The organism is Streptomyces sp. NPDC037389 (genome assembly GCF_040636475.1).
Classification (GTDB): Bacteria; Actinomycetota; Actinomycetes; order Streptomycetales; family Streptomycetaceae; genus Streptomyces; species Streptomyces hesseae.
In genome coordinates this window covers 114,701-131,764 of record NZ_JBEZUS010000016.1, presented here as the reverse complement: position 1 = coordinate 131,764, position 17,064 = coordinate 114,701, and the positions used below count along the sequence as shown (strand labels likewise).

Genomic DNA, 17,064 nt, shown 5'->3' with positions numbered 1-17,064 from the left:
CTCTGGGCGGGGGCCCACCCACCGTGGCGCCCCGGGGTTGTTTCTCACACACACCCCCCCCGCGCGGCGCTCACCCCCCCCCCCCCCCCGGCCTCCCAGGACCGGGGTCCGGGGCGAGATCACTCGCCGCGCAGCCGGGCACGCACCCGGTCCACGACATCCGCGTACCGGGCCTCCGCCCCGTGCCGAGTGGGCTCGTAGTACCGCTTGCCGTGAACCGCGTCCGGCGCGTACTGCTGGGCAGCGATCCCGCCGGGGAGGTCATGGGGGTACTGATACCCCTCCCCATGCCCCAGCTTCTCCGCCCCCTTGTAGTGGCTGTCCCGCAGATGCGCCGGCACCGGCCCCGCCAGCCCCGCCCGTACATCCGCCAGCGCGGCGTCGATCGCCAGATACGCCGCGTTGGACTTCGGGGCCAGTGCCAGCGCCACCGCCACCTGGCTCAGCGTGATCCTCGCCTCGGGGAAGCCGATCAGGGCGACGGCCTGCGCCCCGGCCACCGCCGTCTGGAGGGCCGTGGGGTCCGCCAGGCCGATGTCCTCGCTCGCCGAGATCATCAGCCGGCGGGCGATGAAGCGCGGGTCCTCGCCCGCCTCGATCATCCGCGCCAGATAGTGCAGCGTCGCGTCCACGTCCGAGCCCCGGATCGACTTGATCAGGGCGCTCGCCACGTCGTAGTGCTGATCGCCGTCGCGGTCGTACTTCACGGCCGCCCGGTCGACCGCGTCCTCCAGCGTCTCCAGGGTGATCTCGTCCTCGCCCTTGGCGATGGCCGAGCCCGCGCCCGCCTCCAGCGCCGTGAGCGCGCGGCGGGCGTCGCCGCCCGCGATGCGCAGCAGATGGGCCTCGGCGTCCGCGGAGAGGGAGACCGCCCCGCCCAGCCCGCGCTCGCCGGTGAGGGCGCGCCGGATCAGGCCGCGCAGATCGTCGTCCGTCAGCGCCTGGAGCGTCAGCAGCAGGGAGCGCGAGAGCAGCGGGGAGATGATCGAGAAGTAGGGATTCTCCGTCGTGGCCGCGATGAGCGTGACCCAGCGGTTCTCCACGGCGGGCAGCAGGGAGTCCTGCTGGGCCTTGCTGAAGCGGTGGATCTCGTCCAGGAAGAGGACGGTCTCCTTGCCGTAGCCCCCGGAGGCGCGGCGGGCGCCGTCGATGACGGCCCGTACCTCCTTGACGCCGGCGGTGATCGCGGAGAGCTCCACGAAGCGCTTGTTGGTGGCCTGGCTGACCACATAGGCGAGCGTGGTCTTGCCGATGCCGGGCGGGCCCCAGAGGATCACCGAGGAGGGCCCGGCGGGACCGCCGCTCCCCTCCCCCACCAGGCGGCGCAGTGGGGAGCCCGGCTTGAGCAGATGTCCCTGCCCCACGACCTCGTCGAGGGTGCGGGGGCGCATCCGGACGGCCAGCGGGCTGCCCGCCGGATCCTTCTCCTGGCGGTCTTCCGCGGCGGCGGTGAACAGGTCGGGCTCCACGCTCGAAACCCTATGCCACCCCACTGACGACGCCGCCCGAACGAGCGATGCCGCCGGTCCCCGAAGGGTCCGGCGGCATCGTTCACGAGCCTGGTGCGGGGCGGATCAGGCCGTGCCGCCCGTCCAGAACCACCACCACTTGGTGAGGATCAGCATCCCGATGATGCCGACGTGCAGCACCGGCAGCACCCAGTGGAACTCCAGCAGCGCCCGCTTGAGCCCGTCCGGCGCGGGGATGAAGCCGTGCCGGACGTTCTGCACGGTGACATACCAGAACATCACGATGGTGGCGACCCAGGCCAGGCAGCACCACAGGCAGAGCGAGCCGATGGCGTACAGCGACTGGTACTGGAGCCAGGTGACGAAGCCGACGCCGAAGAGGCAGCCGGCCTCCATGCCCAGCCAGTACCAGCGCGGGAAGCGGGCGCCGGAGAGCAGCGCCAGCCCGATCGCGATGATCGCGCCGTAGCAGACCAGGCCCAGCATCGGGTTGGGGAACCCGAAGGCCTCGGCCTGCTCGCTCTGCATGATGCTGCCGCAGGAAACGATGGGGTTGAGGCTGCAACCGGGCTTGAAGTTCGGGTCCTTGAGGAGCTCGATCTTGTCCAGTGTGATGACCCAGGAGGCGAGCAGGCCCATGGCGCCAGTGATCACCAGCATCAGCGCGAACGCACGGCTCGCGCCACCACGGCCGGGGCCGTCCCGCTCCGTGCCGTCGAGGTCGGAACGGTCGAGTGCCGAAGTCGTCATAGCGCTGTCGATCCCATCAGTAGGTCGTTGCCGCCCCATTCTGCACCAGTAGCCTGTGAATCAGCCCTGGGCCGAAAGGACCTCACCCACAACGGTGTCGAGGGCCACGGCCTTCTGCTCACCGCTCTCCAGGTCCTTCAGCTGCACCACGCCCTCGGCGAGATCCCGCTCGCCGGCGACGAGCGCGAAGCGCGCGCCGGAGCGGTTGGCCGACTTCATGGCGTTCTTCAGGCCCTTGCCGCCGAAGGCGAAGTCCGTCGCCACACCGGCCCGGCGCAGCTCGGTCACCACGCCGAAGAGCACCCGGCGGGCCTCCTCGCCCAGCGGCACCGCGAAGACCTGGGTGGCGGCGGGCAGTTCGAGGTCGATCCCCTCGGCCTTGAGGGCCAGCACCGTGCGGTCCACGCCGAGCGCCCAGCCGACGGACGGCAGGGCGGGGCCGCCGATCATCTCGGAGAGGCCGTCGTAGCGGCCGCCGCCGCCGACGGCGGACTGCGAGCCGAGGCCGTCGTGGACGAACTCGAAGGTGGTGCGGGTGTAGTAGTCCAGGCCCCGGACCAGCTTCTCGTCGTCCTCGAAGGCGACGCCGGCGGCGGTCAGCAGCGTGCGGACCTCCTCGTGGTACTCCTTGCACGCCTCGCACAGGTGGTCGCGGAGCATGGGGGCGCCGACGAGCTGCTTCTGGACGTCCTCGCGCTTGTCGTCGAGCACGCGGAGCGGGTTGATCTCGATGCGGCGGCGGGTGTCCTCGTCCAGGTCCAGGTTGCGCAGGAACTCCTGGAGGATGTCGCGGTAGGCCGGTCGGCACTCCTTGTCGCCGAGCGAGTTCAGCAGCAGGCGGAAGTTCTTCAGGCCCAGCGACTTGTAGGCGTCGACGGCCAGGATGATCAGCTCTGCGTCCAGCGCCGGGTCCTCGGCGCCGATGGCCTCGGCGCCGACCTGCGAGAAGTGGCGGTAGCGGCCGGCCTGCGGGCGCTCGTAGCGGTAGTACGAGCCCGAGTACCAGAGCTTGACGGGCAGGTTGCCGGCCTTGTGGAGGTTGGCCTCCAGGGCGGCGCGCAGCACGGAGGCGGTGCCCTCGGGGCGCAGCGCGAGCTGCTCCTTGCCGCGCTGCGTGAGGGTGTACATCTCCTTGGTCACGATGTCGGTGGACTCGCCGACACCGCGGGAGAACAGCTCGACCTGCTCGAAGCCGGGGGTCTCCGCGTAGCCGTAGCCGGCCCGCTTGAGCGGAGCGGAGATCGCCTCGCGCACGGCGAGGTAGGTCGCCGACTCGGGCGGGAGGAGGTCGTAGGTGCCCTTGGGGGCCTTGAAGGTGCTCACGGAAACTCTCGTCACATTCCTCGTCGCGGAGCCGGGTGCGGGGCTCCGAGGCCGGCGGCCACTTCCCGAAGGTACGGGTTGGCGGCGCGCTCCTGGCCGATGGTCGTCTGGGGGCCGTGGCCGGACAGCACCACGGTCGAGTCGTCCAGGGGCAGGCACACACGGGCCAGCGACTGGAGCATCTCGGCATGGTCACCGCCGGGCAGGTCGGTGCGTCCGATGGAGCCGGCGAACAGCAGGTCGCCCGAGAAGAACACCGAGGGGATCTCGGTCGTCTCGGGCATCCTGAAGGTCACCGACCCCTTGGTATGGCCGGGCGCGTGCGCGACGGAGAACTCCAGCCCCGCGAGTTCCAGCCGGCTGCCGTCGGAGAGCTCCTTGACGTCGTCCGGCTCCCCCACCGTGAGCTCGCCCATGAGCCGCTGCCCGATGGAGCGGCCCAGGGCCTTCTCCGGGTCGCTCATCATGTAGCGGTCGGCGGGGTGGATCCAGGCGGGGACGTCATGGGCGCCGCACACCGGGACGACCGAGGCGACGTGGTCGATGTGGCCGTGGGTGAGGACGACGGCGACGGGCTTGAGCCGATGCTTCTTGAGCGCTTCCTCGACGCCCTGGGCCGCCTGGTGGCCCGGGTCGATGATCACGCACTCCTCGCCGGCGGCGGGGGCGACCAGATAGCAGTTGGTCCCCCAGGCCCCGGCGGGGAACCCGGCAATGAGCACGTTCGTCCTTAATGATCGGCGAGTTCTTGCAGGCGGTCTTGCAGGCGGTCATTCCGGCGGACGCCCCCGGGCGGGGACACCCGACCGCCTCAGAGCCTACCGGCGGCACTCCCACCACGGCGAACCCGTATACGGTACGGGCGACACTTGCGATTCGTGGCTCATGACATGCACAGCGACGGCACGAGGAGAGGACCCGGTGGTCACTAACGAGCAGCGGCGGCGCCAGCTCGCCCGGGAGAAGTTCGAACGGCAGCAGCAGCGCCGCGAGGCGGCCCGCCGCAAGGCCCACCGCAGGAACGCGGTGATCGCCGCCGGGGTCGCCGTGGTGCTGGCCGCGGGCGCGACCGCGTACGCCACCGGCGCCCTGGTCGGCGACAAGAAGAAGGACACCGCCGCCGACGCCGCCCCCACGCCGAAGAAGGGTCCGGACCCCTGTGCGAAGCCCGCGCCGGGCACGCCGTCCGCCAAGACGTGGAAGTCCGAGCCGGAGATGACGGTCGACAAGTCGGCGTCGTACACGATGAACCTCACGACCACGTGCGGTGCCATCGACCTCAAGCTCGACGCCGCGAACGCCCCGCACACGGTCAACTCCTTCGACTTCCTGGCAAAGGAAGGCTTCTTCGACCACTCGAAGTGCCACCGGCTGACCACCGCCGGGATCTACGTCCTCCAGTGCGGCGACCCCAAGGGCACCGGCCAGGGCGGCCCCGGCTACACGATCGAGGACGAGAACCTCAAGGACTCGAAGCTCAAGGGGAACGTCTACCCCGCGGGCACGGTCGCGATGGCCAACACCGGCCAGCCGCACACCGGCGGCAGCCAGTTCTTCCTCGTCTACCAGGACAGCCAGCTGCCGCCGCAGTACACGCCGTTCGGCACCATCGGCGCCGAGGGCCTGAAGACGCTGAAGAAGATCGCCGCCGCGGGTGAGCAGTCCGGGGCCGGCGACGGCGCGCCGAACGCCACCGTCGTCATCGACAAGGCGGCGGTGACCAGAAGCTGACGCCCGTACGGCGAAATTTCGGTCGCGCGGGATACGGACAGCCGGGCCGCCGTTCGCCTATGTTGGCGTTGTGTAGGGTGCCTGCTCCGACGGTTCTGCGCACCCGAACGATCAAGCCGTCGGACCGGCCAGGGCGCGGCCCTGCCCGGCAACAACTGTGGACGATGCGCGCGGGCCGCGACGACGGCCCCGCCATCATGTGGAGGAGGCGCTGTGAGCAGCGACCCGTGGGGCCGCGTCGATGAGACGGGCACCGTGTACGTGCGTACTGCCGACGGCGAGCAGGTCGTCGGCTCGTGGCAGGCGGGGTCCCCGGAGGAGGCCCTGGCTTACTTCGAGCGCAAGTACGAGGGCCTGGTCGTCGAGATCGGCCTCCTCGAGCGGCGGGTGAAGACCACCGATCTGTCGGCCAAGGACGCGACGGCCGCGATCGACCACATCCGCACCCAGGTCGACGAGCACCATGTGGTGGGCGACCTGAACGCGCTGCGGGAGCGGCTGGACAAGCTGGTCGCCACCGTCGAGACGCGCCGCGAGGAGCGCAAGGCGGTCAAGGCCAAGCAGTCCGAGGAGGCCCGTACGGCCAAGGAGTCGCTGGTCGCCGAGGCCGAGGAGCTGGCGGCGAGCGAGCAGTGGCGCTCGGCCGGCGAGCGGCTGCGCGCCCTGGTGGACACCTGGAAGGGCCTGCCCCGGCTGGACCGCAAGACCGACGACGAGCTGTGGCACCGCTTCTCGCACGCCCGGTCGGCGTTCTCCAAGCGGCGCAAGGCGCACTTCGCCTCGCTGGACGCGCAGCGCGAGGAGGCCCGCAAGGTCAAGGAGAAGCTGGTCGCCGAGGCCGAGTCGCTCTCGGGCTCGACGGACTGGGGCCCGACGGCCGCGCGCTACCGCGACCTGATGGCCGACTGGAAGGCCGCCGGGCGCGCCCAGCGAGAGGCGGAGGACGAGCTGTGGGCCCGTTTCCGGGGCGCCCAGGACGTCTTCTTCCAGGCGCGCGGCCACGTCTTCGCCGAGCGCGACGCGGAGCAGTCCGGCAACCTCACGCTCAAGGAGGAGCTGGTCGTCGAGGCCGAGAAGCTGCTCCCGGTGACCGATCTGAAGGCGGCCCGGGCCGCGTTCCGTTCGATCAACGAGCGCTGGGAGGCCATCGGCCATGTGCCGCGCGACGCCCGCCCGAAGATCGAGGGCCGGATGCACGCGGTCGAGCGGTCCATCCAGGAGGCCGAGGAGTCCGAGTGGCGGCGTACGAACCCGGAGGCGCGGGCCCGTGCGGCCGGGCTGACGGGTCAGCTCCAGGCCGCCGTCGACAAGCTCCAGGAGCAGGTCGACAAGGCGCGCGCCGCGGGCAACGACGCCAAGGCGAACAAGCTCTCGCAGGAGCTGGAGGGCCGCAAGGCGCTGCTGGACCAGGCTCTGAAGGGGCTTGAGGAGTTCGGCGGCTGATCGGTCCGCCACGAAGCAAGAAGTAAGGGGCTCCGGCTATTGCCGGAGCCCCTTACTCATGTGCGGTTTACGGCCTGCGGGCCGACGTCACGCGGTAGACGTCGTAGACGCCCTCCACACCGCGGACGGCCTTGAGCACATGCCCCAGGTGCTTCGGGTCGCCCATCTCGAAGGTGAAGCGCGAGGTGGCCACCCGGTCGCGGGAGGTCTGCACGGCGGCCGACAGGATGTTGACGTGCTGGTCGGACAGCACCCGGGTGACGTCCGAGAGCAGCCGGGAGCGGTCCAGCGCCTCCACCTGGATGGCGACGAGGAAGACCGACGACTGTGTCGGCGCCCACTCCACGTCGAGGATCCGCTCGGGCTGCTGCGAGAGCGAGTCGACGTTGACGCAGTCCGCGCGGTGCACGGAGATGCCGTTGCCCCGGGTGACGAAGCCGATGATCGGGTCGCCGGGGACGGGCGTACAGCAGCGGGCCAGCTTCACCCACACGTCGTCGACGCCCTTGACGACCACGCCCGGGTCGGCGCTCGACCGCCGCTTGGAGCGGCCGCGGATGGGCGTGGCCTCCTCGATGTCCTCGGTGGCCGCGTCCTCGCCGCCGAGGGCCTGGACGAGTTTCTGCACCACGCCCTGCGCCGCGACATGGCCCTCGCCGATGGCGGCGTAGAGGGAGGAGATGTCGGGGTAGCGCATCTCGTGCGCGAGGGTGACCAGCGAGTCACCGGTGAGGATCCGCTGGATCGGCAGGTTCTGCTTGCGCATGGCGCGCGCGATGGCGTCCTTGCCCTGCTCGATGGCCTCGTCGCGGCGCTCCTTGGAGAACCAGGCGCGGATCTTGTTGCGGGCGCGCGGGGACTTGACGAAGCCCAGCCAGTCGCGGGAGGGACCGGCGCCGGTCGCCTTGGAGGTGAAGACCTCCACCAGGTCGCCGTTGTCGAGGGTCGACTCCAGCGGGACGAGCCGTCCGTTGACCCGGGCGCCTATCGTGCGGTGGCCGACCTCGGTGTGGACGGCGTAGGCGAAGTCGACGGGGGTGGCGCCCGCCGGAAGCGCTATGACATCGCCCTTGGGCGTGAAGACGAAGACCTCGTTGCGCGAGAGGTCGAAGCGCAGGGACTCCAGGAACTCGCCCGGGTCCTCGGTCTCCTTCTGCCAGTCGAGCAGCTGCCGCAGCCAGGCCATGTCATTGACGGTGTCCTGGTTCTTGCCGGCGTTCTTCGGCACATCCGTACGGACCTTGGAGGCGCCGGCGACGGCCTCCTGCTTGTACTTCCAGTGCGCGGCGATGCCGTACTCGGCGCGGCGGTGCATGTCGAACGTGCGGATCTGGAGTTCGACGGGCTTGCCGCTGGGCCCTATGACCGTCGTGTGCAACGACTGGTACATGTTGAACTTGGGCATCGCGATGTAGTCCTTGAACCGCCCCGGGACCGGATTCCACCGCGCGTGGACGGTGCCGAGCGCCGCGTAGCAGTCGCGGACGGTGTCGACGAGGACGCGGATGCCCACCAGGTCGTAGATCTCGGCGAAGTCACGGCCCCGCACGATCATCTTCTGGTAGACGCTGTAGTAGTGCTTCGGGCGGCCGGTGACGGTCGCCTTGATACGGGCGGCGCGCAGGTCGGCCTGAACCTCGTCGGTGACGATGGCCAGGTATTCGTCGCGCTTGGGGGCCCGCTCGGCGACGAGACGGACGATCTCGTCGTACATCTTGGGGTAGAGGATCGCGAAGGCGAGGTCCTCCAGCTCCCACTTGATGGTGTTCATGCCCAGCCGGTGCGCCAGCGGGGCGTAGATCTCCAGCGTCTCGCGGGCCTTCTTCTCCTGCTTCTCCCGCTTGAGGTAGCGCATGGTGCGCATGTTGTGGAGGCGGTCGGCGAGCTTGATGACCAGGACCCTGGGGTCCTTGGCCATGGCGACGACCATCTTGCGCACGGTCTCGGCCTGCGCGGCCTCGCCGAACTGGACCCGGTCCAGCTTGGTGACGCCGTCGACGAGCAGGGCGACCTGGTCGCCGAAGTCGCGGCGGAGGTCCTCCAGGCCGTACTCGGTGTCCTCGACGGTGTCGTGCAGCAGGCCGGCCATCAGGGTGGCCGGATCCATGCCCAGCTCGGCGAGGATCGTGGTGACGGCGAGGGGGTGGGTGATGTACGGGTCGCCGCTCTTGCGCTTCTGGCCGCGGTGCCAGCGCTCGGCGACCTGGTAGGCCCGCTCGATCTGGCGCAGCGTGCCGGCGTCGGCCTTCGGATCGTTTCCGCGCACGATGCGCAGCAGCGGCTCGAGGACGGGGTTGTACGGGCTGGAGCGCTGGACGCCGAGGCGGGCGAGGCGGGCGCGGACGCGGCTGGAGGAGCCGGGCCGGGGCGCGGGGCCCTGCGGGGGCGTGGGGCGCGCCGGGACCGGGGCGGCCGCCGGCTGGGGCCGGGCCGTGGTGGGCTGCTGGCCGGCCTTGTGCTGCGGGGTGCCCGCGGCCTGCGGACGGCTCCGCTCCCCGTCCGTGCCCCGGTCGGGCCCGTCCGCGCCGCCGGGGCGGCCGGAGGGCGTGCCCGTGACCGCCGCGGCCTCGGGAGACGGCTTCTTGTCCTCGTGAGCGGCGGTGAGCGGCTGGACCTCGTCTGGCAAGAGCACTCCTCATGCGTACCGGCCCCCCGTTCAGGTCCGGACTGCCATGGTATCGATCCCGGCCACCGGACCGCCGCGCACGGGGCGCCGACTGGAACAACAGCGGCGGGCACCGGGGTCTTCCCGGTGCCCGCCGTAGCGTCGCGCCCACCCGTCACCGGGCGGCTCAGACGGTGATCAGCGCCTCCAGGGGCGCGCCGTCGAGGACGGGCTCCAGACGGGCGCGGCCCGGCAGGAAGCCCAGCTCCATCAGCACCGCGACGCCCGCGACCTGGGCGCCGGCGCGCCGGATCAGCTTCAGCGACGCTTCGGCCGTGCCGCCGGTGGCCAGCACGTCGTCGATGACGAGGACACGGTCGCCGGCGACGAGCGCGTCGGCGTGCATCTCGATCTCGGCGGTGCCGTACTCCAGGTCGTACGACTGGGCCAGGGTGGCGCCGGGGAGCTTGCCCGCCTTGCGGACGGGTACGAAGCCCAGGCCGGCGCGGACGGCGACCGGGGCCGCCAGGATGAAGCCGCGGGCCTCCAGGCCGACGACCTTGGTGGCACCGTGGCGCTCGCAGAGCCCGGCGAGGGCGTCGGTGAGCGCGGCGAACGCCTCGGCGTCGGCGAGCAGCGGGGTGATGTCCTTGAACATCACGCCCGGCTTCGGGTAGTCCGGCACGTCGATGATGCGGCTGAGCAGCAGCTCGCGCAGCTCCTGCGGGGCGCTCATCGGCGCTTCCCCGAGGGACGGCCGCCGCGGCCGCGGCTCTGGCGGCGCTGGGTGACGACCCCTGCGGGGGAGGCGTCCTCCGGCTCCTCGTCGTCCTCGTCGGACGGCTCGCGGTCCTCGACCGCCCCGCCCGTCTCGGCCTTGGCGGCGTCGGCGGCACGGCGGGCGCGCACCCGCTTGGCCAGGGCCTTCATCTGCGGCTCGCGCTCCTTGAGGTCGGCGACCAGCGGAGTGGCGATGAAGATCGAGGAGTAGGCGCCGGCCGCGAGGCCGACGAACAGGGCGAGCGAGATGTCGTTGAGCATGCCCGCGCCGAGGAAGCCGCCGCCGATGAACAGCAGGCCGGCGACCGGCAGCAGCGCGACGACCGTGGTGTTGATCGAGCGCACCAGGGTGCCGTTGAGGCTGCGGTTGGCGACCTCGCTGTAGGTGAAGCGGGTCTGCTTGGTGAGGTCCTTCGCGCTCTCCTTCAGACCGTCGAAGACGACGACGGTGTCGTAGAGGGAGTAACCGAGGATCGTCAGCAGACCGATCACGGTGCCCGGGGTGACCTCGAAGCCGACGAGCGCGTAGACGCCGACGGTGATGGTGAGGTCGTGGACCAGGGCGATCAGCGCGGCCACCGCCATCCGCCATTCGAAGGCGATGGCCAGGTAGATGACCACGAGGATCATAAAGATGCCGAGGCCCGTCCAGGCCTTGTTGGCGATCTCCTCACCCCAGCTGGGACCGACGATGTCGGTGTTGACCTTGTTCAGGTCGACGTCCAGCTTCTTGGCCAGCGCTTCCTGGGTCTTGCGGGACTGCTCGGGGGTGAGGTCGCTGACCTGGACGCGCAGCGTCTTGTCGCCGAGCTTCTGGACGACCGCGGGGTGACCGGAGACGTCCTGGGCCGTCTTGCGGGCGGTCTCGGCCGAGACCGAGGTCTTGGGGGTGGTGAAGACCGCGCCGCCGGAGAACTCGATGCCGAAGTTCAGACCACGCACCGCCAGGCCGACGATGGCCGTGATGGTGATCAGGATCGAGATGCCGTACCAGATCTTCCGCTTGGCCACGAAGTCATAGCCGACCTCGCCGCGGTAGAGCCGGGCGCCGAGATTGCCGAGTCGCGACATCTCACGCCTCCTTCGGGTCGACGGTGGCGGAGGAACGGCGGCGGGAGGCCCGCAGCGGCGGCTTCACACCGAGACGCTGGGGGTCCAGACCGGACCACGGGTGGCCGCTGGCGAAGAACTTGCGGCGGGCGAGGATCGTCATGAGGGGCTTGGTGAAGAAGAAGACCACGACGACGTCGAGGAGCGTGGTCAGGCCAAGGGTGAACGCGAAGCCCTGCACCTTGCCGACGGTGACGATGAAGAGCACCGCGGCGGCGAGGAAGGAGACGAAGTCCGAGACGAGGATCGTGCGGCGGGCGCGCGGCCAGCCGCGCTCCACCGCGGGACGCAGGGTGCGGCCCTCGCGGATCTCGTCGCGGATGCGCTCGAAGTAGACGATGAACGAGTCGGCGGTGATACCGATGGCGACGATGGCGCCGCAGACGGCCGGCAGGTTCAGCGCGAAGCCGATGGCCGGGCCGAGCAGGACCATGATCGTGTAGGTGAGCGCGGCGGAGCACGCGAGGCTCGCGAGGGCGACGAGCGCCAGACCGCGGTAGTAGATCACCAGGTAGAGGACGACCAGGGCGAGGCCGATGGCGCCGGCGATCAGACCGGCCCGCAGCTGCTCACCGCCGAGCGCGGCGGTCACCGACTGCTCGGTGACGACGTCGAAGGACAGCGGCAGGGCGCCGTAGGACAGCACGTTGGCGAGGTCCTGGGCGCTCTCCTGGGTGAAGCCGCCGGAGATCTCCGCCTGGCCGCCGACGATGGAGGTGCTCACGGACGGGTCGGAGACGACCTCGCCGTCGAGGACGATCGCGAACTGGTTCTGCGGCGACGGCTTGCCGGCCAGCTGGCCGGTGACCTGGGCGAACTTCTTGGCGCCGGAGGAGTCGAACTTCAGCTGGACGAGCCAGCCCTTGCCGCCCTGGGCGTCGAAGACGGCGTTGGCGTCCTTGATGGCCGTGCCCTCCACGGCCACCGGGCCGAGGATCTCCTTGACGGAGCCGTCCTTGCGGCACGCGACGACGGGGTCGGTGGGCTTGGCGAAGGACGCGGCCTCGTTGGCCTTGGCGCGGCTCTCCTTGGTGGAGCAGTCCAGGGCGTCGAACTGCTTCTGGAGGGCGGCCATGTCACCGGTGGCCGGCGTGGGCGTCGGGGTGGGCGCCTTCTTGTCGTCCTTCTTGGCGTCCTTGGCATCGTCCTTCTTGCCGTCGGACGCGGTGGCCTGCGGGGTCGGGGTGCCGTCGGCCTTGAGGGCGTCGGTCACGGGACGGCCCTGAGGGCTGGCGGACGTGGAGGGCGAGCCCGAGGGCTTGTTCTTGTCGCCGGACTTGTCGCCCTTATCCTGGTCGCCCTTGCCCTTGCCGGCCGAGGAGCCGGGCGTCGGCTGGGGCGCCTTGACGCCGGCGGTCGCGGTGAGGACGGGCCGGAAACCGAGCTGAGCGGTGGTGCCGACCTGCTGGCGAGCCTGCTTCGCGTTCGTCCCCCGGGGGATGTTCACGATGATGTGCTTGCTGCCCTGCGTCTGGACCTCGGCCTCGGTCACACCAAGACCGTTGACACGCCGCTCGATGATGCCGACGGCGGTGTCCATATTGGTCTTGTTGATCGCGTTGGGCCTGCCCGGCTGGTTCTTGGCCTCCAGCGTGAAGCTGGTGCCGCCCGCGAGGTCGATGCCCAACCGCGGTGTGGTGTGCCCGGAGGCGAACATCCCCCCGGTGAGCGCCACCATGGCGATCAGGATCAGGGCCAGGACTCGTCCCGGCCTGCCCTGGCCGCCCGGGGACCTACGGCCCTTCTTCGGTGCTGCCACCTTGTCGTTTCTCCCTGTCCAACCGCCGGGCGTCGGGTGTTCGCCGGGCGGCCACGAAATGATGTGGGGACCTGCCCCCGCCGGAGCCTAGACCGTAACGGAACCGCGGCGCACCGCTCAGTGGGTGCTCCGCGGTTCCGGAGAAGGGCTACTTGGCGTCGGTGTCGCCGTCCCGCTTCGCGTCCTTGTCCTTCGGCTCGGTCGCCTCGCCGGACTTCTCGGCCCCCGCCTCGGCGTCCTTGGTCTCGTCCGCGGCCGGAGCGGCGTCCTTGCCGAGGTCGATCTTCTTCTCGACCGGGGGCTCGCCGGCCTCGACGGCCTCGGTGAGCGAAGAGGCGTCGTCGGGCACGACCGGGGTCTCCTCCGGCTCCAGGCCGTGGACGATGCGGTTGTACTCGCTGTCCTCCAGGACGGCGCCGATGGCGTTCTTCGCGTAGATGGCGTGAACGCCCGGGGCGACCTCCAGGAGAACCGTGTCGTCGTGGATCTCCTTGACGGTCGCGTACATGCCGCCGATCGTCCGGACACCGGTACCCGGCTGCATCTGGTCGCGCATCTGGACGGCCTGGCGCTGCTTGTTCTTCGCCGAGCGGGTCATCAGGAACATGGCCCCGATGAGCACGATGAACGGCAGGAGAGTCACGATATTCACGGGACGGGGATTCCTTCACACGACCGCTGGGGAAACGGCCTGGTCTACGGGGGTGGTATGCCGCACATTACGGGCGGCATCGGCGGAGTCTAAGCGAGTCCGCGCCTATGGAACAACGCCCAGCATGGCACCGGGGTTCCTGACCGGACCAGCCCCCGCGCCGTCACTCCCCGAAGAGACCCCGCTGGCCGGGGCCCCCGCCCTGCTGCGGCGGCACCAGCCCGAGGTGCGACCAGGCCGCCGGCGTGGCGACCCGGCCCCGGGGTGTACGGGCCAGCAGCCCCTCCCGGACCAGGAAGGGCTCGGCGACCTCCTCGACCGTCTCGCGCTCCTCCCCCACGGCCACGGCCAGGGTGGACAGCCCGACGGGGCCGCCGCCGAAGAGCTTGAGCAGCGCCGTGAGCACGGCCCGGTCCAGCCGGTCCAGGCCGCGGCCGTCCACCTCGTACACCTGGAGGGCCTGGGCGGCGATCTCCTGGGTGATCACACCGTCGGCCTTGACCTGCGCGTAGTCGCGGACGCGGCGCAGCAGGCGGTTGGCGATACGGGGCGTGCCACGGGAGCGGCCGGCGATCTCGGCGGCGCCCTGGTCCTCCAGCTCGACGTCGAGGAGCCGGGCGGAACGGTGGACGACGCGCTGGAGCTCGGCGGGCGAGTAGAACTCCATGTGGCCGGTGAAGCCGAAGCGGTCGCGCAGCGGGGGCGGCAGCAGGCCGGCCCGGGTGGTGGCGCCGACGAGGGTGAAGGGCGGCAGCTCCAGGGGGATGGCGGTGGCGCCGGGGCCCTTGCCGACGATGACGTCGACGCGGAAGTCCTCCATGGCCATGTAGAGCATCTCCTCGGCGGGCCGGGACATGCGGTGGATCTCGTCGAGGAAGAGGACCTCGCCCTCGGTGAGGGAGGAGAGGATCGCGGCCAGGTCGCCGGCGTGCTGGATGGCGGGGCCGGAGGTGATGCGGATGGGGGCGCCCATCTCGGCCGCGATGATCATCGACAGGGTGGTCTTGCCGAGGCCGGGGGCGCCGGAGAGCAGGACGTGGTCGGCGGTGGCCCCCCGGGCGCGGGCGGCCTTCAGGACGAGGTCGAGCTGCTCGCGGACGCGCTCCTGCCCGATGAACTCGCCCAGGTCCTTGGGCCGCAGGGCGGCCTCGACCGCCTGGTCCTCCCCGTCGGCGACGGTACCGACGAGGCGGTCGGCCGCGGGGGAAGCATATGTGGACTCGTCGTCCCAGTTCACGAGTTGAACCTCACGGTTGGAGATGTTTGTGGGCGGGCGTTCCGCAGGCTGGGGGCACCTCCCAGCGGTAGCTGGGGGAGGGCGGGCACAAACCCACCCACCGGCCCGCGCCGAACCCCGCTCAGCGGGCGCGGTTCAGCGTCTGCAACGCCGCCCGCAGCAACTGCCCCACTTGCGGCGTACCACCCTCGGCGGCGACCGACTCGGCCTGCGGCGCGACCGCCGACACAGCGTCATCCGCCTCGCGGCTCGCGTACCCGAGCCCGACGAGCGCCGCATGCAGCTGATCCCGCCACCCTCCCGCAGGAGCGGACACGGCCGCCCCGGCGGAGCCGACCGGCTCACCCAGCCGGTCCCTGAGCTCAAGGAGCAGCTTCTGCGCCCCCTTCTTCCCGATCCCCGGCACGGCCGTGAGTGCCTTCTCGTCCCCGGCGGCGAACGCCCGCCGCAGCGCGTCCGGCGTGTGGACGGCCAGCATGGCCTGGGCGAGGCGGGGGCCCACCCCGCTGGCGGTCTGGAGGAGCTCGAAGGTCTGCCGCTCGTCGTCGTCGGCGAAGCCGTAGAGCGTCAGGGAGTCCTCGCGGACGACGAGGGAGGTCGCGAGTCTGGCGGGCTGCCCGACCTTCAGCCGGGCGAGGGTGCCCGGGGTGCACTGGACGGCCATGCCGATGCCGCCGACCTCGACGACGGCGGTGTCCGGGGCGAGGGCCGCGACCGGCCCGGAGACGAAGGCGATCATCGGGTGCCCTTCGGGATGCGTACGGGGGTGGGGGTGCGGCGGTGGGCGGCGGCGAGCTCCTGCAACCGGTTGGTCGCGGGCGCGCGCCAGATGTGGCAGATGGCCAGGGCCAGGGCGTCGGCGGCGTCGGCCGGCTTGGGCGGCGCGTCGAGCCTCAGCAGTCTGGTGACCATGGCGCCGACCTGGGCCTTGTCGGCCCGGCCGGAGCCGGTGACGGCGGCCTTGACCTCGCTGGGCGTGTGCAGGGCGACGGGGAGCCCGCGCCGGGCGGCGCACAGCATGGCGACCGCGCTGGCCTGGGCGGTGCCCATGACCGTACGGACGTTGTGCTGGCTGAAGACCCGCTCGACCGCCACGTACTCGGGGCGGTATTCGTCGAGCCACTGCTCGATGCCGCGCTCTATGAGGACGAGGCGGTCGGCCACGTCGGCGTCGGCCGGGGTGCGGACGACGCCCACTCCGGCCATGCGCAGCGGGCGGCCCGCGACGCCTTCCACCACTCCGACGCCGCATCGCGTCAGTCCCGGGTCCACACCCAGTACCCGCATCGCGCCCCTCCCTCCGCTCACCTGCTCGGGCAGGCTATCGGCTACCACTGACAACGGCCGCTCACGCCGACGGGCCGGCGGGACATGTGTCCCGCCGGCCCGTCGGCCGACCGCAGCCGGAACGCTTACGCGTCGACCTTGGCCATGACCTCGTCGGAGACGTCGAAGTTGGCGAAGACGTTCTGGACGTCGTCGCTGTCCTCGAGCGCGTCGATCAGCTTGAAGATCTTGCGGGCGGCCTCTTCCTCGAGCTCCACCTGCATGGTGGGCACGAAGTTGGCCTCGGCCGAGTCGTAGTCGATGCCGGCCTCCTGGAGGGCGGTACGGACCGCGACCAGGTCGGTGGCCTCGCTGAGGACCTCGAAGCTCTCGCCGAGGTCGTTGACCTCTTCGGCACCGGCGTCCAGGACGGCGTCGAGGACGTCGTCCTCGGTGAGCTCGCCCTTGGGGACGATGATGACGCCCTTGCGGTTGAACAGGTACGACACCGAGCCCGGGTCGGCCATGGAGCCACCGTTGCGGGTCATGGCGACGCGCACGTCGGAGGCGGCGCGGTTGCGGTTGTCGGTGAGGCACTCGATGAGGACCGCGACACCGTTGGGGCCGTAGCCCTCGTACATGATCGTCTCGTAGTCGGCGCCACCGGCCTCGAGACCGCCACCGCGCTTGACCGCGGAGTCGATGTTCTTGTTCGGAACCGACTGCTTCTTGGCCTTCTGGATGGCGTCGTAGAGCGTCGGGTTGCCCTCGATGTCAACGCCGCCCATGCGGGCCGCGACCTCGACGTTCTTGATCAGCTTCGCGAAGAGCTTGCCGCGCTTGGCGTCGATCACGGCCTTCTTGTGCTTCGTCGTAGCCCATTTAGAGTGGCCGGACATCTCGCCTGTCTCCTTCGCGTAACCAAATTCAGAGCGAACG

15 protein-coding genes are annotated in these 17,064 nt (G+C 70.9%); 2 read left to right on the top strand and 13 right to left on the bottom strand.

The annotated features are described in order from the left end of the window. Positions 1-119: 119 nt before the first annotated feature. The 4 genes from AB0E98_RS28965 to AB0E98_RS28950 all read right to left on the bottom strand — a co-directional run bounded on the left by AB0E98_RS28965 (position 120) and on the right by AB0E98_RS28950 (position 4,264). A complete protein-coding gene (locus AB0E98_RS28965) occupies positions 120-1,469 on the bottom strand; it encodes a replication-associated recombination protein A (protein ID WP_361708211.1) in 1,350 nt (449 codons plus the stop codon). A gap of 105 nt (positions 1,470-1,574) precedes the next feature. Beyond that, complete coding sequence (locus AB0E98_RS28960; protein WP_361708208.1) at positions 1,575-2,219, bottom strand: vitamin K epoxide reductase family protein; 645 nt, start codon at positions 2,217-2,219, stop codon at positions 1,575-1,577. Positions 2,220-2,279: 60 nt separating this feature from the next. Next, a complete protein-coding gene (gene hisS, locus AB0E98_RS28955; protein WP_361708206.1) occupies positions 2,280-3,542 on the bottom strand; it encodes a histidine--tRNA ligase in 1,263 nt (420 codons plus the stop codon). Between the two features lie 11 nt (positions 3,543-3,553). After that, entirely contained in the window at positions 3,554-4,264 is a 711-nt protein-coding gene (locus AB0E98_RS28950; RefSeq protein WP_361708203.1) for an MBL fold metallo-hydrolase, read from the bottom strand. Positions 4,265-4,463: 199 nt separating this feature from the next. Between AB0E98_RS28950 and AB0E98_RS28945 the strand changes: the two genes are divergently transcribed. Then, positions 4,464-5,273: a peptidylprolyl isomerase gene (locus AB0E98_RS28945; RefSeq protein ID WP_361708201.1), complete on the top strand. Its 810-nt coding sequence runs from the start codon at positions 4,464-4,466 to the stop codon at positions 5,271-5,273. Between the two features lie 213 nt (positions 5,274-5,486). Next, positions 5,487-6,716, top strand: coding sequence for a DUF349 domain-containing protein (locus tag AB0E98_RS28940; RefSeq protein ID WP_361708199.1), 1,230 nt, complete (start codon positions 5,487-5,489; stop codon positions 6,714-6,716). A 67-nt stretch (positions 6,717-6,783) separates the two neighbouring features. On the opposite strand, the gene AB0E98_RS28935 is transcribed toward AB0E98_RS28940, so the two are convergent. From AB0E98_RS28935 to AB0E98_RS28895, 9 genes are all read right to left on the bottom strand, one after another. Next, positions 6,784-9,342, bottom strand: coding sequence for a bifunctional (p)ppGpp synthetase/guanosine-3',5'-bis(diphosphate) 3'-pyrophosphohydrolase (locus tag AB0E98_RS28935; protein WP_361708197.1), 2,559 nt, complete (start codon positions 9,340-9,342; stop codon positions 6,784-6,786). A gap of 166 nt (positions 9,343-9,508) precedes the next feature. Then, complete coding sequence (locus AB0E98_RS28930; RefSeq protein ID WP_361708195.1) at positions 9,509-10,057, bottom strand: adenine phosphoribosyltransferase; 549 nt, start codon at positions 10,055-10,057, stop codon at positions 9,509-9,511. After that, the gene (gene secF, locus AB0E98_RS28925; RefSeq protein ID WP_361708192.1) at positions 10,054-11,172 is read right to left on the bottom strand and encodes a protein translocase subunit SecF; all 1,119 of its coding nucleotides are present in this window, start codon (positions 11,170-11,172) and stop codon (positions 10,054-10,056) included. The genes AB0E98_RS28930 and secF overlap by 4 nt, the downstream gene beginning before the upstream one ends. Position 11,173: 1 nt before the next feature. Beyond that, positions 11,174-12,970 carry a protein translocase subunit SecD gene (secD, locus tag AB0E98_RS28920; RefSeq protein ID WP_361708189.1) on the bottom strand — a complete coding sequence of 599 codons (1,797 nt, stop codon included), beginning with the start codon at positions 12,968-12,970 and terminating at the stop codon, positions 11,174-11,176. A gap of 148 nt (positions 12,971-13,118) precedes the next feature. Then, entirely contained in the window at positions 13,119-13,622 is a 504-nt protein-coding gene (yajC, locus tag AB0E98_RS28915) for a preprotein translocase subunit YajC (protein ID WP_361708186.1), read from the bottom strand. A gap of 163 nt (positions 13,623-13,785) precedes the next feature. After that, entirely contained in the window at positions 13,786-14,859 is a 1,074-nt protein-coding gene (gene ruvB, locus AB0E98_RS28910; protein ID WP_361708184.1) for a Holliday junction branch migration DNA helicase RuvB, read from the bottom strand. Between the two features lie 121 nt (positions 14,860-14,980). Then, entirely contained in the window at positions 14,981-15,598 is a 618-nt protein-coding gene (gene ruvA / locus AB0E98_RS28905; protein ID WP_361708182.1) for a Holliday junction branch migration protein RuvA, read from the bottom strand. Further along, positions 15,595-16,146 carry a crossover junction endodeoxyribonuclease RuvC gene (ruvC, locus tag AB0E98_RS28900; protein WP_311610372.1) on the bottom strand — a complete coding sequence of 184 codons (552 nt, stop codon included), beginning with the start codon at positions 16,144-16,146 and terminating at the stop codon, positions 15,595-15,597. The genes ruvA and ruvC overlap by 4 nt, the downstream gene beginning before the upstream one ends. Before the next feature lie 125 nt (positions 16,147-16,271). Next, positions 16,272-17,024, bottom strand: a complete 753-nt coding sequence (locus AB0E98_RS28895; protein ID WP_361708181.1) for a YebC/PmpR family DNA-binding transcriptional regulator — start codon at positions 17,022-17,024, stop codon at positions 16,272-16,274. Between the last annotated feature and the right edge of the window lie 40 nt (positions 17,025-17,064).